General features: G+C 72.1%; 15 protein-coding genes. 10 read left to right on the forward strand and 5 right to left on the reverse strand.

Translation table 11 applies throughout. The features are described 5' to 3' along the window. Nucleotides 1-67 precede the first annotated feature (67 nt). Nucleotides 68-970, reverse strand: a complete 903-nt coding sequence (locus ACQPYK_RS47405; RefSeq protein WP_433247649.1) for a hypothetical protein — start codon at nt 968-970, stop codon at nt 68-70. Then, on the reverse strand, nt 967-1,281 hold the full coding sequence (locus tag ACQPYK_RS47410) for a PadR family transcriptional regulator (RefSeq protein ID WP_433247652.1): 315 nt from the start codon (nt 1,279-1,281) through the stop codon (nt 967-969). Before ACQPYK_RS47410 ends, ACQPYK_RS47405 begins: the two co-directional genes overlap by 4 nt. A gap of 270 nt (nt 1,282-1,551) precedes the next feature. Here ACQPYK_RS47410 and ACQPYK_RS47415 point away from each other — a divergent pair, with 270 nt between their 5' ends. Next, nucleotides 1,552-2,400, forward strand: coding sequence for an esterase/lipase family protein (locus tag ACQPYK_RS47415; protein ID WP_433247655.1), 849 nt, complete (start codon nt 1,552-1,554; stop codon nt 2,398-2,400). 183 nt (nt 2,401-2,583) lie between these two features. Here ACQPYK_RS47415 and ACQPYK_RS47420 read toward each other — a convergent pair whose 3' ends face one another. Together ACQPYK_RS47420 and ACQPYK_RS47425 are read right to left on the reverse strand one after the other, a co-directional pair. After that, nucleotides 2,584-3,552 (reverse strand): asparaginase, encoded by a 969-nt coding sequence (locus ACQPYK_RS47420; protein ID WP_433247658.1) that lies wholly within the window; start codon nt 3,550-3,552, stop codon nt 2,584-2,586. A 289-nt stretch (nt 3,553-3,841) separates the two neighbouring features. After that, nucleotides 3,842-4,774, reverse strand: coding sequence for an NADP-dependent oxidoreductase (locus ACQPYK_RS47425; RefSeq protein WP_433247661.1), 933 nt, complete (start codon nt 4,772-4,774; stop codon nt 3,842-3,844). A 115-nt stretch (nt 4,775-4,889) separates the two neighbouring features. On the opposite strand from ACQPYK_RS47425, the gene ACQPYK_RS47430 reads away from it, so the two are divergent. The 4 genes from ACQPYK_RS47430 (at nt 4,890) to ACQPYK_RS47445 (ending at nt 8,626) form a co-directional block, all read left to right on the forward strand. Then, nucleotides 4,890-5,306: a winged helix-turn-helix transcriptional regulator gene (locus tag ACQPYK_RS47430; RefSeq protein ID WP_433247664.1), complete on the forward strand. Its 417-nt coding sequence runs from the start codon at nt 4,890-4,892 to the stop codon at nt 5,304-5,306. Nucleotides 5,307-6,015: 709 nt separating this feature from the next. After that, on the forward strand, nt 6,016-7,494 hold the full coding sequence (locus ACQPYK_RS47435) for an MFS transporter (protein ID WP_433247667.1): 1,479 nt from the start codon (nt 6,016-6,018) through the stop codon (nt 7,492-7,494). 200 nt (nt 7,495-7,694) lie between these two features. Beyond that, complete coding sequence (locus tag ACQPYK_RS47440; protein ID WP_433247670.1) at nt 7,695-8,345, forward strand: RNA polymerase sigma factor; 651 nt, start codon at nt 7,695-7,697, stop codon at nt 8,343-8,345. 41 nt (nt 8,346-8,386) lie between these two features. Beyond that, the gene (locus tag ACQPYK_RS47445; RefSeq protein WP_433247673.1) at nt 8,387-8,626 is read left to right on the forward strand and encodes an anti-sigma factor family protein; all 240 of its coding nucleotides are present in this window, start codon (nt 8,387-8,389) and stop codon (nt 8,624-8,626) included. On the opposite strand, the gene ACQPYK_RS47450 is transcribed toward ACQPYK_RS47445, so the two are convergent. Then, nucleotides 8,591-8,875 (reverse strand): anti-sigma factor family protein, encoded by a 285-nt coding sequence (locus ACQPYK_RS47450; RefSeq protein WP_433259123.1) that lies wholly within the window; start codon nt 8,873-8,875, stop codon nt 8,591-8,593. The two genes, ACQPYK_RS47445 and ACQPYK_RS47450, sit on opposite strands and share 36 nt — an antisense overlap. 124 nt (nt 8,876-8,999) lie before the next feature. Between ACQPYK_RS47450 and egtA the strand changes: the two genes are divergently transcribed. From egtA to egtE, 5 genes are all read left to right on the forward strand, one after another. After that, a complete protein-coding gene (gene egtA, locus ACQPYK_RS47455; RefSeq protein WP_433247675.1) occupies nt 9,000-10,226 on the forward strand; it encodes an ergothioneine biosynthesis glutamate--cysteine ligase EgtA in 1,227 nt (408 codons plus the stop codon). After that, complete coding sequence (gene egtB / locus ACQPYK_RS47460) at nt 10,223-11,524, forward strand: ergothioneine biosynthesis protein EgtB (RefSeq protein WP_433247678.1); 1,302 nt, start codon at nt 10,223-10,225, stop codon at nt 11,522-11,524. Before egtA ends, egtB begins: the two co-directional genes overlap by 4 nt. After that, nucleotides 11,525-12,241, forward strand: coding sequence for an ergothioneine biosynthesis protein EgtC (egtC, locus tag ACQPYK_RS47465; protein WP_433247681.1), 717 nt, complete (start codon nt 11,525-11,527; stop codon nt 12,239-12,241). A 137-nt stretch (nt 12,242-12,378) separates the two neighbouring features. Beyond that, nucleotides 12,379-13,359, forward strand: coding sequence for an L-histidine N(alpha)-methyltransferase (gene egtD, locus ACQPYK_RS47470; protein WP_433247684.1), 981 nt, complete (start codon nt 12,379-12,381; stop codon nt 13,357-13,359). Then, nucleotides 13,356-14,495, forward strand: coding sequence for an ergothioneine biosynthesis PLP-dependent enzyme EgtE (gene egtE, locus ACQPYK_RS47475; RefSeq protein WP_433247687.1), 1,140 nt, complete (start codon nt 13,356-13,358; stop codon nt 14,493-14,495). Before egtD ends, egtE begins: the two co-directional genes overlap by 4 nt. Nucleotides 14,496-14,509: the final 14 nt, after the last annotated feature.

Consider the following 14,509-nt stretch of genomic DNA (forward strand, 5'->3'; position numbering starts at 1 on the left):
AGGCATGGTGAGAAGGGCGTGCGTCGCGGGGCGACGCCGCCTGGGGACAGAGAGGGTCAGATGAGGATCAGCGCAGGGCGTGCCGGCGGTAGCCGTACGGCACGGCCACGGCCGCGAGGGTCAGGAAGGCCAGCAGGCCCCAGTAGGCCACGCCCTGCCGGGAGAGGTTGTCGATGTTCTCGGCGAACGAGACCGACACCGCGGCCAGGTACGTCGCCGAGGCCAGCGCCCAGCGCGGGTCCCGCGACAGCCGCCCGGCCCAGATGGCCAGACCGAGCAGGATGATCTCCGCGGCGGCCCTGACCGGCGGCGGGGAGGCTCCCTCCAGACGACCCAGCCAGGTCGGGTCGGCGACCGCGATCGCCGGGACCAGCGACAGCCACCACCATGACCGCGCGCGGACCGGCCGCCGGCGCACGGCCAGCGCCGACAGGCTCGCCACGGCGAGCGCGTGGCCGGCGACCGCGCCGTAGAGCCCGCCGGTGGAGTAGAGGGCTCCGGTGATGAGGGAGTCGGGGAAGACCGGCAGGAGGGTGTGGCCCAGCACGGGCGTGGCGGTGGCGAGGGCGCCCGCCTTGGCGCCGGTGAGCAGCACGAGCGGGAGCGCGAGCCGTACCCACCCGCGCAGCACGGCGAGCACGGCGAGCGCGGACAGCGCCACCCACAGCGGGAGGGAGCGCGCGTACGGCACCAGCGTCGCCAGGTTGACGACGGTCAGCACCGTGGCGCCCAGGTGCAGCCCGTCGGCCCAGGGAGGGCTTTCGGTCATGTACGTCACGCGGGCGCGCAGGCCGCCGGCGATCAGCCCGGCCGCTTCCTTCTGCGACGGCAGGGAGGTGCCGGGTTCGGCGGTGTCGAGCAGGAGGCCGACGAGCTCGTCCCCGTAGTCGGACCGGTAGCCGCGGGGATAGGCCAGCAGCAGCCGTCTGTAACGCCGTTCGAGCGACGTCCCGGCAGGAGCGGCCGTCATGCGAAGGACGCTCCGAGGGCACGCCCTCTGATCACCGAGGCGGCCTCGTGCATGCGCTCGGCCTCCGCCCGCACCAGTGCCTCGCCGGAGTCGGTGATCCGGAAGTAGCGCCGTTTGCGCCCGTTCACGGTCTCCTCCCGGTCCACGACGATCACACCGTTGGCGGCCAGCCGGTCGAGGAGGCCGTACAGCGTGCCGACGGACGGTTTGACGCGACCCCGGGAGGTTTCGGCGACCCCTTTGATGATCGCGTGACCGTGGAGCGGGCCGTCCAGAAGCGTGGCGAGGACGTAGTACATCGGCTCGCTCACCTCTGATGATCCTCTTGGCATGGCGGAGACCATACTTCGTTCTACAGAGTATGGTCAACAGGCGTGTCTCACCGCGTCGTTCCCGCGTCGGGTGACCCGCCGGACGACGGAGGCCGCGACCGGCCGCCGGGGTGTCCGGATGCCCCTGCCTCCCCTTTTTCTTCGCGCTGTCCGCGCCTGACAAAAAGCCGCCGACAATTGATTTCCAGCGATAAGAGTTTCTTTTCGCACGGGTCTAACTTCACAGCCACCCGGCTGTGAGGAGAAACCATGCGATCATCGCGGCTTCGGCGTCTGGCTTCGATCGTCATCGGAACCGCCCTGGTCACGACCGTGCTGACCGGCACCGCGAATGCCGAGACGTCCCCGGACGGAGCGAACGACTGGGGCTGCGAACCGTCGTTCTTCCATCCGCATCCCGTGATCCTGGTCCACGGCACGTTCGAGAACATGGCGTTCAACTGGAGCAAACTCTCGCCGGTTCTCAAGAAGAACGGCTACTGCGTCTTCGCGCTGAATCACGGCGGCGCCCCCGACGCGCCCGTGCAGGGGACCGCCGACATCGTGCGGTCGGCCGGGCTGCTGTCGGCCTTCGTCGACCGGGTGCTGCAGGCCACCGGAGCGGCGAAGGCGGACATCGTCGGCCACTCCCAGGGCGGCATGATGCCGCGCTACTACGTGAAGCTCCTCGGCGGCGCGGCCAAGGTCAGGAAGCTCATCGGCATCGTGCCCTCCAACCACGGGACCACGGCCTCGGGGCTGGTCACACTGGGCAGGTCGCTCGGCCTGCTGGGTCCGGTCGTCGAGGCGTGCCCCGCCTGCGGGCAGCAGATCGTCGGCTCGGACTTCCTGCGCGACCTCAACGCGGGCGACGAGGCCCTGCCCGGCGTCGAGCACACGGTGATCGCCACGAAGTATGACGAGGTGGTCACCCCCTACACCTCGTCCTTCCTCAACGGCTCCGGTGTCAAGAACATCCTTCTCCAGGACAAGTGCCCCAGCGACACCAACGCCCACCTCGGCGTCGACTTCGACCCGGTGGTGCACCGGATCGTGCTGAACGAGCTCGGCGTTCTGACCGCCTACTGGCCGGTCGACTGCGCCGACCCGCTCGGCTGAGCACGGCGAAGCGGGCGTCGCGGGTGCCGTGACCACGGCGACGGCGGCCACGGCACCCGGCGCGTCAGGGGCAGCCGGGCCGGTCCCCGTACGGCCCGCGCCTCCTGAACCCCGCCGAACCAGTCCCGTACGGTCCGCGCCTCTCACAGCCCATCGGGCCGGTCCCCGTACGACCCGCACCTCTCACAGCCCACCGAACCAGTCCCGTACGGCCCGCACTCCCCCGCCCGAGCCGAGCGCGACCATCAGCGCGCAGCGCGCCTTCGACGGTGCGAGGCCGCGGGCCCCGATCGCCCCCACCTTCGCGGCGAGTCCCACGCCGAGGGGGAGCTCGTCGAGCGGGACCCCGCGCGTGCGGGAACGGGAGGCGACGACCACCGGGACATCCCACTCCGTCAGCTCACCGATCGTCGTCAGGAGGCCGACCGGCACGTTGCCCATCCCGGTTCCCTCAAGCACGACACCCCGCGCGCCGGCGTCCACGACCGCACTGAGCTGCACAGAGTCCATCCCCGGATAGGTCTTGATCAGAGCGACGTCCGTTTCCGGCTCCCCCTCCGCCACGGGCGGCCGGGACGGGGGCGCGGCCAGCCTCTCGACCCGCCCGTCCGCCACGCGACCCAACGCGGAGAAGGGCGCCGAGGAGAAGGCCGCCACACTCGCGGCGTCGGCCAGGGTGACCCAGCGGGCGGCGTGCACCTCGTCGTTGACGCACACGACGGCCCCGGCGCCACGCAGCGCGGGATCGGCGGCGGCCACGATGGACGAGGCCAGATTACGCGGACCATCGGCGGACAGATCGTCCAGGAGTCGCACGGCACCGGTCAGGACGATCCCGCCGCGTTCCGCCGCCCGGCCCGCCAGCAGATCGGCGAGGAACGCGGTCTCCTCCAAGGTGTCGACGCCATGAGTGATCACGACGCCGTCGAATCCCCGCTCCAGGATGGCCGAACGAGCCCGGCGGCACAGCGCCAGCATGGTCGAGGGCGAGGTGTCCCAGCTGGGCTCCGCCATCACGTCCTCCGCCACCACCTCCACCTCGAGTGAGCCGGAGGGGACGGCCTCCAGGAGGTCGGCTCCGGACGCGACACCCGCCGGACTGCGGGAGTGGGCGATGGTGTCACCGGTCGCCAGCAGCAGCACACGCTTCACCACATGATCCCTTCGGTGGCGCGGCGGAACCCGTCCCGTCGCGGAAGGACACGGCGGCCATGACGCCGCCGGTGGTCGGAGCCGCCGATCGGCACAGCCGTCATCCCATTTATAACCCATAGATACCCACAATGGGGTTACTATAGATCTCCGGGAGCGGCCGGGACCGGGCGCGGCGGGAGCGGCGACTATCCGGGCGATTCCCCGACGATCGCCCGGAGGGCGGCGACATGGGCGCGGTAGGCGGCGCGACCGGCGTCGGTGAGCTGGAGCCACACGCCCCCCGGCGTCACGGGACCAGGACGATCTTTCCCGTGGTACGGCGGGCCGCGGTGAGCTCGTGCGCCTTGACCACCTCGGCCAGCGGCAGCACCTGGTCCACGTGCACCCGCAGACGCCCGGACTCCACCAGGGCGGCGAGCTGGGTCAGGTCGGCCGCCGAGGGGCGCACGTTGGCCACCGCCAGCCGCACCCCGTGCTCGGCCGCGCGCTGCGGGGTGATGCCGAGGTTGCCGCCGACCGCGCCGACGAGCACGCCGCCGGGCTTCAGGACGGCCGCGGAACGCTCGCCGTACTCGCCGCCCACCAGGTCGAACACCACGTCCACCGGCTCGGTCGCCGTGGTGAAGTCGGTGGTGGTGTAGTCGATCAGGGTGTCCGCGCCGAGGTCGCGGAGGAAGTCGTGCTTGGCGGCGCTGGCGGTGACGACCACGTGCGCCCCACGCGCCTTGGCGATCTGGACGGCCAGGTGGCCGACACCACCGGCGGCGGCGTGGATGAGCACCCGCTGCCCCTCGGCGACACGCGCGATGCCGACCAGCGCCTGCCAGGCGGTCAGGCCGGCCAGCGGCAGCGCGCCCGCCTCCTGCACGGTCAGCCCGGCGGGCCTGCGGATGATCTCGTTGGGCGAGGCCGTCACGTAGTCGGCGTAGGCGTTGCCCGCGCCAGGGTAGGCCAGCAGACCCAGCACCTCGTCTCCGGGGGAGAACGCCGAAACACCGAGCCCCACCGCCTCGACCACGCCCGCGACGTCCCAGCCGAGGGTGAACGGCGGCTCGCCGAGGAGCGGGTAGACGCCGGACCTGACGGCCAGGTCGACCGGGTTGACACCGGCGGCTCCAACCTTGATCAGGACCTGTCCGTAATCCGGTTCCGGCCGGTCGATCTCGACGATCTTGAGCACGGACGGGTCCCCGAAAGCGGACTGGGTAACGGCACGCATTGCGATCTCCTTCTCGCGGGAGTCCCTGCTGGTTCGGGGAGCCCCTGTCGAGATCAATCATGCCGAGGTCGGTACCCCTATGAAAGAAGGCACCTTTAGGATATATAGGTACCTCATGGATACCATGCCCCATCTGCAGGAGTACGGCGTCGTCGACGCCTATCTGAGGGACTGCGCTTCACGGACCGTTCTGGAGGCCATCGCCAACAAGTGGACCTGCCTGCTGGTGGACGCCCTGCGGGACGGCCCGGTCCGGTTCGGCGCGCTGCGCCGCCGCCTCGACGGGATCACCCAGAAGAGTCTCACCCACACGTTGCGGGCCATGGAACGCGACGGGATGGTTCTGCGGCGCGTCTACCCGACGATCCCGCCCCGGGTGGAATACGAGCTCACCGAGCTGGGACAGAGCGTCGTCGCGCTGATGGAGGGGATCAAGCACTGGTCCGAGGAGCACATGGCGGAGATCCTGGCCGCCCGTGGCGCCTACGACCTCCGCGCGGCCGAGGAGCCCAGGCCGATACCGGTGGACTGAGCCCAGCCGGGGCGTCCGTTCCGCCGGATACGGCCGCATCATCACCCTCGCCGGCGCCCTCGGCCTGGTGGGTGCCGCGGGCCGTTGGGCCGACCTCGGCGAGCCCACCGCCGCCGCTCTCCTGCCGGCCGGCCCGCCGCCTCCTACATCACCGGCGCCGTCCTGCCCGTCGACGGCGGCTGGACCGCGCGCTGACGCGTTCTCGATCAGGGGGCGGCTGGACCGCGCACTGACGCGCTCCCGGTCCGGAGGCGGCCACCGCCCGGGTTTCGTCATGGCGCACGCTCCTCACCCGGGTTCCGTTACGGCTCGACGCCACCCAGGTTTCGTTACGGCTTCGGCGGTACGATTCGTTTCGTTACACACAGGGCGGCGATCCGAGTTTCGTCGCGGTCTGATGCCGCCCCGCCAGGCGGTCGCGTCGCCTCGCGCGACCGGCCGCGAAGATGCCCGCTTCGCGGGGCGAACACCGCGAACACCTGTGTGAGCGCTATGGATTCGACGAACTGACGGACCGCGCGTCCCCGGCGGCGGGCCTCGCGGCCGGGCTCGGTACCCGGGAAGTGAGTCGGTCACTCCGAAGTGCCGTCTTCCGCCACCGTTCACGGATGTCGCATGATGCACTCACTTACAAGAGAGAACCGACAGGCCGTAAGAGAACTGAAACGGCCCGCCGGTTCCTCTCCCCGCATCACGAAGGAGCCATCCCGTGTCCACACCGCAACCCCCGACCCTCGGCGACGGCGCCGACCGCATGAGCCCACGCGCCTGGGGCGTGCTGCTCGTGCTGTGCGGCGCGATCTTCCTGGAGGGGATCGACGTGGCGATGCTGAACGTGGCGCTGCCGACGATCCGCGCCGACCTGGGCGTGTCCACCGGGTCGGTGAGCTGGGTGATGAGCGCCTACGTACTCGGTTACGGCGGTTTCATGCTGCTCGGCGGGCGGGCCGCCGACCTGCTGGGCCGGCGGCGGATGTTCCTGTTCTGGCTCGCCGTCTTCACCGCCTTCTCCGGTCTGGGCGGGTTCGCGACCGAAGGGTGGGTCCTGATCACCGCCCGGTTCGTGACGGGTGCGGCCGCCGCCTTCATGGCACCCGCCGGCCTGTCCATCATCACGACGGGCTTCGCCGAGGGCCGCCCGCGCAACAAGGCGCTGCTGTTCTACGCGGGGACCGCGGCGGCCGGATTCTCGCTCGGACTCGTCGTCGGCGGCCTGCTGACCGCGGTCGACTGGCGGTGGGTGTTCTTCGCCCCGGTGGTCCTGGCGTCCCTGATCCTCCTGGCCGCTCTCTTCCTCCTTCCCAAGGAGGGCCGCCCGGAGCGCCCCTCCAACGGCTTCGACGTGGCCGGAGCGATCAGCGTGACGGGAGCGATGCTCCTGCTCGTCCTCACCGTGGTCAGGCTGGAGGAGCCCGGCGCGGGATGGGGCTGGACGGCCGCCGCGCTCGCCGGCGGCCTCGCGCTGCTGGCCGCCTTCGTGGCGCTCGAGCGGCGGTCGGCCGCCCCGCTGGTACGCCTGGGCATCCTGCGCAAGGGCTCGCTCGTGCGCGCCAACCTCGGCGCGATGCTGTTCGCCGGCTCCTTCTTCGGCTTCCAGTTCGTGGTCGTCTTCTACCTGCAGGAGCTGCGCGGCTGGTCGTCGCTGGAGACGAGCCTCGCCCTCCTGGCCGTCGGCGTCGACGCCGTGCTCGCGCCGACCGTCACGCCGCGACTGGTGAACCGTTTCGGCAACGTCCGGGTGATCTTCGGCGGCCTGGTCCTCGCCACCGTGGCCTACGCGCTGTTCCTGCCGGTCGGCCTCGACTGGACCTACGCGGCCATGTTCCCGACCATGATCATTCTTGGCCTCGCCTTCGCCCTGGTCTACGGACCGCTCACCATCGCCGCCACCGACGGCGTCGCGGAGGAGGAGCAGGGGCTCGCCGGCGGCCTGCTGTACACCTCGTTCCAGTTCGGCTCGGCGCTCGGCCTGTCGGTGGTGGCCGCGGTGAACGCCGCCGCCGGCGACTCCTCCCAGGCGGGGCTCGACGGTTTCCGCGCGGCCCTGGTCGTGCCGCTCGTCGCCGTCGCCCTGGCCGCGGCCGTCACCGCTTTCGGTCTCGGCAGGCGCACCAAGACGACCACCGGATCCTCCCACGAGGCCCTGCAGGCCGCCGGGCACGGCGCGGACCCCGGCCGGACCGCGTAACGAAAGGCCGCGCTCGCGGAACAGTGCAGGCAGGAGACGACGGCATACGGACGTCCGGGCCGGGCACGAAGAGGTGTCGGCCCGGTTCGGGGCGGGAATCTTCTACCTCCCGGACCGGTCACGCTCCGGGAGCGCTCCAGCGGAGAGGACACGCCACGATGTCATGGATGCCTTAGGTGCCCGATCAGGAGGAGACAACAGTGGAGTCCTTGACGGGCGGTAGGTTGCCCCCGGACGACGTCGTGGTCGCGGCCCTGCGCGCCGGGGACGAAGCGATGTTCGCGGCGCTGCTGGACACCTGGTCCCGGGGGATGCTCTGGCTGGCCCGGTCGCACGTGTCCACCAACGACTCGGCCGAGGAGATCGTGCAGGACACCTGGCTGGCGGTGATCAAGGGGATCTCCGGCTTCGAAGGCCGCTCGTCGGTCAAGACCTGGGTCTACCGGATCCTGGTCAACACGGCCAAGAAGCGAGGCCTGCGCGAGAACCGCACGGTCCCGTGGAGCAGCCTCTTCGAGCAGGAGAGGCCGACCGTCGACCGCGCGCGCTTCCAGGGCGTGGACGATCCCTTCCCCGGCCACTGGAAGGACCTCCCCGCGGCCTGGCCGACTCCGGAGGGCGAGGTGCTCGCCGCCGAGGTGCGCGACCGGATCTCGGCGGCCCTGGCCGAGCTGCCGCCCCGGCAGCGGGCCGTGATCACCCTCCGCGACGTCGAGGGGTGCACGTCCGAGGAGGTCTGCGAGATCCTGGAGATCTCTGCGGCCAACCAGCGTGTCCTGCTGCACCGTGCCCGAGCGTCGGTGCGCGGCCGGCTGGAGGAGTACTTCGAGACGGCGAGGCGGTCGGCGTAGTGGAATGGGTTCGGCATCGAGACGGTAAGGCGGTCAGCGTCGTGAAGCGGTTCAGCTGCGACGAGTCGGTTGAGCTCGTCACCGCCTACCTGGAAAGAGAGCTCGACCAGGTGACGGCCGGCCGGTTCGAAGAGCACCTCGGCGGCTGCGAGGGCTGTGAACGCTACCTCGGCCAGTTCCGCACCACCGTCACCGCGCTGAGCGAGCTGCGGCCCCAGCGCCTGCCCGACGACCGGCGCGAGCGGCTACTGTCCGCCTTCCGCGACCGGCGGACCTCCTGACCCGAAGAAGGTCCCGCACAACCTCCTGAGCACCCGCTCCGGAATGTCGCCGGTCCCGAGACAGCCGAGAACCTCGACCGTCACCCTGATCTGTTCCAGGCGAACGGAACACCCGGCGCATCCGGCCAGATGGGATTCGACGCGCCGCCGCCGCCCGGCGGAGAGCGCCCCGTCGAGATAGTCGGTGACGAGCCCCACGACCTCACGGCAGTCGGCGGACTCCTCGCATCGTGATCCGGCTCGCATCATTCCCACCCGTGTTCCATGTGACCTAGTGCCGCATGGGGATCGATCCGTTACACCCCGTCCCGCTGTAACGCCTGCGCCCCTGGCGGGTCTATAGATCCGTACGCACAGGGCGAGGGGAGGGACGATGACCGAGCTGGCCGCCGATGACACCTTGGTCCGGGACGCCGCGGATGTGGCGGACTTCGCGCGAGGCTGCTTCCTGGGCTCCGCCGGGGACCAGGTGGGAGTCGAGCTGGAGTTCCTGGTCTTCGACCGCGCGGCTCCCGCCGGCCAGGTCCCGCTCGCGCGGATCGCCGACGCCCTGCCGCCGCTGTCCGGCGGCAGCCGGGTGACCTTCGAGCCGGGCGGCCAGCTTGAGCTCTCCGGACCGGCGGGCCCTCTGCCGGAGGCCGTCGCCCGCCTCACCGCCGACGTGGACGCCGCACGCGCGGCCCTGCGGGAGGCGGGCCTGGCGCTGGCCGGCGTGGGTCTCGATCCGGTACGGCCGGCACGGCGGCAGCTGCGTCTGCCCCGCTACGAGGCGATGGCGGAGTTCCTCGGCGTGCCGTACGGGGCGCTGATGATGTGCTCGACGGCGTCGATCCAGGTCAACCTGGATCTGGGTGAGAAACCGTCGGCGCGGTGGGAGCGCGCGCACCTGCTGGGACCCGTTCTGATGGCGACCTTCGCCAACTCGCCGCTCAGCCGGAGCCGGCCGTGCGGATGGATGTCGGGTCGCCAGGCGGTCTGGGAGAACCTCGACCGCACCAGGACCGCCCCCGTGCCCGCGACCGGCGACCCCGTCGCGGCCTGGACGGAATACCTGCTCGACGCCCGGCTCATGCTGGTGCGCGAGGACGGGCAGCGGTGCCGCACGGTCCGCGACGGCTCGACCTTCCGCGACTGGCTGGCCGCGCCCGCGCGCCCGCTGACCCTGGCCGACCTCGCCTACCACGCCACGACGATCTTCCCTCCGGTACGGCCGCGCGGCTGGCTGGAGATCCGCTACCTCGACGCCCAGCATCCGGCGAACTGGCCGGTGTGCGTGGCGGTGACCCACGCCCTGGTGATGGACGACCGCGCGGCCGACACGGCACTGGCCGCCGCCGAGCCGTACGCGAGGATGTGGCCGCAGGCGGCGCGCGACGGCCTGGCCGACCCCCGGCTGCGTGAGGCCGCCGAGACCTGCTTCCGGGCCGCCCTCGCGGCACTGCCCCGCCTGGGCGCACCCGCGGACCTGGTCCGCGAGGTGGCCGCGTTCGCCGACCGTCACGTGACACCCGGCCGCCCTCCGGCCGCGGACCTGCTTGACCTGGTGAAAGGGCCGGCGCGACGCCTGTCGGCCTGGTTGACCGAGGAAGGACGGGCATGAACGACTTCAAGGAGCGAATCGCCGCCGAGCTGGCCGCGGTGCGCGACCGGTCGCTGGCCTACACCGACGCCGAGGACGACCTGCTGGTCAGGCAGCACTCGCCGCTGATGTCGCCGCTGGTGTGGGATCTGGCGCACGTGGGCAACTACGAGGAGCTGTGGGTGCTGCGGGAGGCCGGCGGGATCACCCCGCTCCGTCCCGAGATCGACGACCTGTACGACGCGTTCAAGCATCCGCGCAAGAACCGTCCGAGCCTGCCCATCCTGGGGCCGATCGAGGCGCGCCGCTACATCGAGGGCGTGCGCGGCCGGGTGCTGGACGTCCTGGACACGATCGACCTGCACGGTCCCGACCCCCTCCAGCGTGACGCCTTCGTCTTCGGCCTGGTGATCCAGCACGAGCACCAGCACGACGAGACGATGCTCGCCACCCTGCAGCTGTCACAAGAGCCGGGCCTGGTCCGCGACGGCGACCTGCCACCCGGCCGGCCCTCGGACTCCGAGGAGGTGTTCGTCCCGGCGGGTCCCTTCCTGATGGGCACCGACACCCAGCCGTGGGCCTACGACAACGAGCGCCCCGCGCACCGGGTCGAGCTGCCCGGCTACTGGATCGACCGGCGTCCCGTCGGCAACCGCGCCTACGCCGCCTTCATCGAGGACGGCGGCTACGACGATCCGCGCTGGTGGACCCCGCAGGGCTGGCGCTGGCGGCAGGAGGAGCGCGCCTTCGCCCCGCTGTTCTGGACCGGGGACGGCGGCACCTGGTGGCGTACCCGCTTCGGCCGGGCCGAGCCCGTGCCGATGGACGAACCCGTGCAGCACGTGTGCTGGTACGAGGCCGACGCCTACGCCCGCTGGGCCGGAAAGCGTCTGCCCACCGAGGCCGAATGGGAGAAGGCCTGCGGCTGGGACCAGGCGGCCGGGCGGGCGCGGAAGTATCCCTGGGGTGACGACGACCCCGGACCCGACCGGGCGAACCTCGGCCACCGGGCGGCGCGGCCCGCGCCGCTCGGCGCCTATCCCGCCGGAGCGAGCGCCTACGGCGTCGAGCAGATGATCGGGGACGTGTGGGAGTGGACCGCCTCCCGGTTCATGCCCTACCCCGGCTTCCGCAGCTTCCCCTACCGCGAGTACAGCGAGGTCTTCTTCGGCAAGGACTACCGGGTGCTGCGCGGCGGGTCCTGGGCGGCCGACCCGGCGGCGGTCCGCACGACGTTCAGGAACTGGGACCACCCGATCCGCCGACAGATCTTCTCCGGTTTCCGCTGCGCCCGCCCGGCCTCCCCGGAGCAGGCCTAGATGTGCCGGCACACGGCCTGGCTGGGCGCGCCCCGCACCCTCGCCTCGCTGATCCACGAGCCGGAGCACGGCCTGCTCCGGCAGTCCTACGCTCCGCGCCTGCAGCGCTACGGCACCATCAACGCCGACGGCTTCGGCATGGGCTGGTACGACACCGGCCGCGCCGAACCGGTCCGCTACCGCCGCTCGGTCCCCATCTGGACCGACGCCAACCTGCCCGGACTCGCGCAGGTCGCCCGCTCGAGCTGCCTGCTGGCCGCCGTGCGCTCGGCGACCGTCGGCATGCCGATCGAGGAGGGCGCGACCGCTCCCTTCGCCGACGGGCCGTGGATGCTCAGCCACAACGGCCGCGTCGCGCGGGAGGCGGTCCGTGAGCTCGCCGACGACGCGGAGAGTCCCTGCGACGCCGCCTGGGTCGCCGCCGCGGTGTTCGCACGCCGGCGCGCCGGCCACCCACTCGGCGACGCGCTGGCGGAAGTCGTCGTCCACGCCGGGACGAAGGATCCCGAAGGCCGCCTGAACCTGCTCGCCTGCGACGGGACGTCGATCGCCGCGACCGTCTGGGGCGACACGCTCCATCTCCGTCTCGGCGACGGCGAGCTCGACGGCGTGCTCGTGGCGAGCGAGCCGCTGGACGACCGGCCCGGCTGGCAGGCCGTACCGGAACGGAGCCTGGTCCTCGCCTCTCCCCGCGGCGTGCACGTCCAGCCCCTGTGAACGAGCGGAACTGAACCACCGGAAACCAGCGAGACCACCGGAAAACACCGGAAAACACCGGAAAACACAGCACCCCGGTCACGGGCCGGCGAGCCGGCAGGCCAGGGGGACCGTGACCCACCGACTCAGGAGGCCCCGTGTCCGTCAGCCGATCAGCCACAGATCTGGTCAACCATCTCGGCCATGACTACCTGCGCCAGGCGCTCGAACACGACGTCCGCACCGGACTGACGTCCACGCCCAAATGGCTGCCGCCCAAGTGGTTCTACGACGCCGCGGGCAGCGACCTGTTCTCCCAGATCACGCGGCTGCCGGAGTACTATCCCACGCGCCGCGAGCTGGCCATCCTGCGCGCACAGGCCCTCGACATCGCCACGCGCAGCGGTGCGGACACCCTCGTCGAGCTCGGCTCGGGGACCAGCGAGAAGACCGTCCTGCTGCTGGACGCCCTCTCCTCGACGGGGACGCTGCGCGCCTACACACCGGTGGACGTCGACGCGGTCACCCTGGGCGACGCCGCCCGGCGGCTCGCCGGCCGCTACCCCGGCCTGGCCGTGCGGGCGGTCTGCGCCGACTTCGAGCACCACCTGGCGCTGCTGCCGCGGGAGGGACGGCGGATGGTGGCCTTCCTCGGCGGCACCATCGGCAACCTCGACCCGGCGGCGCGCGAGATGTTCCTCAAGGAGCTGCGCGGCACCCTCCGCCCCGGCGACAGCTTCCTGCTCGGAGCCGACCTGGTCAAGGACACCGGGCGGCTGGTCGCGGCCTACGACGACGCGGCCGGGGTGACCGCCGCCTTCAACCGCAACGTCCTGCACGTGGTCAACCGGGAGCTCGACGCCGACTTCGAGCCGGACGCCTTCGAGCACGTCGCGCTGTACGACATGCAGCACGACTGGATCGAGATGCGGCTTCGCGCGGGCCGGGCCATGCGCGTGCGGATCGGCGGCCTCGGCCTGTCCGTCTCCTTCACCGCCGGAGAGGAGATGCGCACCGAGATCAGCGCGAAGTTCCACCCCGAGGGCCTGCGGCGGGAGCTCGCCGCGGCCGGATTCTCGGTGAGCCGCCACTACACCGACCCCACCGGGGACTTCAGCCTCGTCCTGGCCCACGTGTGATCGCTGAGAGCTGGCGGGCGGCGCGGTCCTGCGCGCCGCCCGGGCACCTCGACGCCGCCGGATGCAACGTCCCGAGCGATCGGACACTCGACGCCGTCGTCGAACACCTCCGGCGCGAACGCGAGACGGGCGGCTACCAGGCGGCGACCGATCTCCACGCGGCCAGGTCGGCCCTGGCCGCCCTGGCCGGCGCCGCGGCGGCCGACGTCGCCCTCCTGGAGAGCGGGACGGCGGCGATGGCCGCGCTGCTGGGCGGCTGGCGGCTCCCGCCGGGCAGCCGGATCGGCGTCACGCGCGCCGAGTACGGCAGCACGCTGATGCTGCTGCGCCGCCTGGCCCGGCTCCACGACTACAAGCTCCTCGACCTGCCCGTGGACGACGACTCCCGCCTGGACCCGGACGGCCTGGCCTCGGCGCTGGCCGGCGGGCTGGATCTGGTCGTCCTGTCACACGTCCCCTCCCACCGGGGCATCGTGCAGCCCGCGGCCGAAGCCGGGCGGCTGTGCCGCGCCGCCGGGGTGCCGCTGGTCCTCGACGTCTGCCAGTCCTTCGGCCACGTGGACGCCGGCGGTGTCGGCGCGACCGCGTACGTCGGGACCTCCCGCAAGTGGCTCGCCGGTCCGCGCGGGGTCGGCTTCCTGATCGTGCCCGGCCTCACCGCGGACATGGACACCGCGGCTCCCGCGCTCGGCGGGCACGTCTGGGCGGGCGAGGAGCCGTCGCCGCTGCCGGGCGCGGCCCGCTATGAGACCTCCGAGGGTCCGATCGCCGCGCGAGCCGGGTTCGGCGTCGCCGTACTGGAGCACCGGGCTCTCGGCCCCTCCGCGGTCCACGCCCGTCTGGCCGAGCTCGGCGTCAGGGCGCGACGCCTCCTCGACGGGATCGGTGGCTGGCGGGCGGGCGAGCCGCTCGACGAGCCGTCCGCCATCGTCACCCTCAGGCCGCCGCCGGGTGCGGATCCGGCGGCGGCCGTCGAGGACGCCCGCTCCCGGGCGGCGCACGAGTCCATCCTGGTCGGCGCCGTGCCGGTCGGCAGGGCCCCCGCGGACCTGCCCACACCCGTGCTGCGGATCTCCCCGTCCCCGGGCACGCGTCAGGAGGACCTGCACGCCCTCGCCCGCGTTCTCGACCGATGAACCGGGGTTCCCTG

This window comes from Streptosporangium sp. CA-135522, assembly GCF_050949235.1.
Lineage (GTDB): Bacteria > Actinomycetota > Actinomycetes > Streptosporangiales > Streptosporangiaceae > Streptosporangium.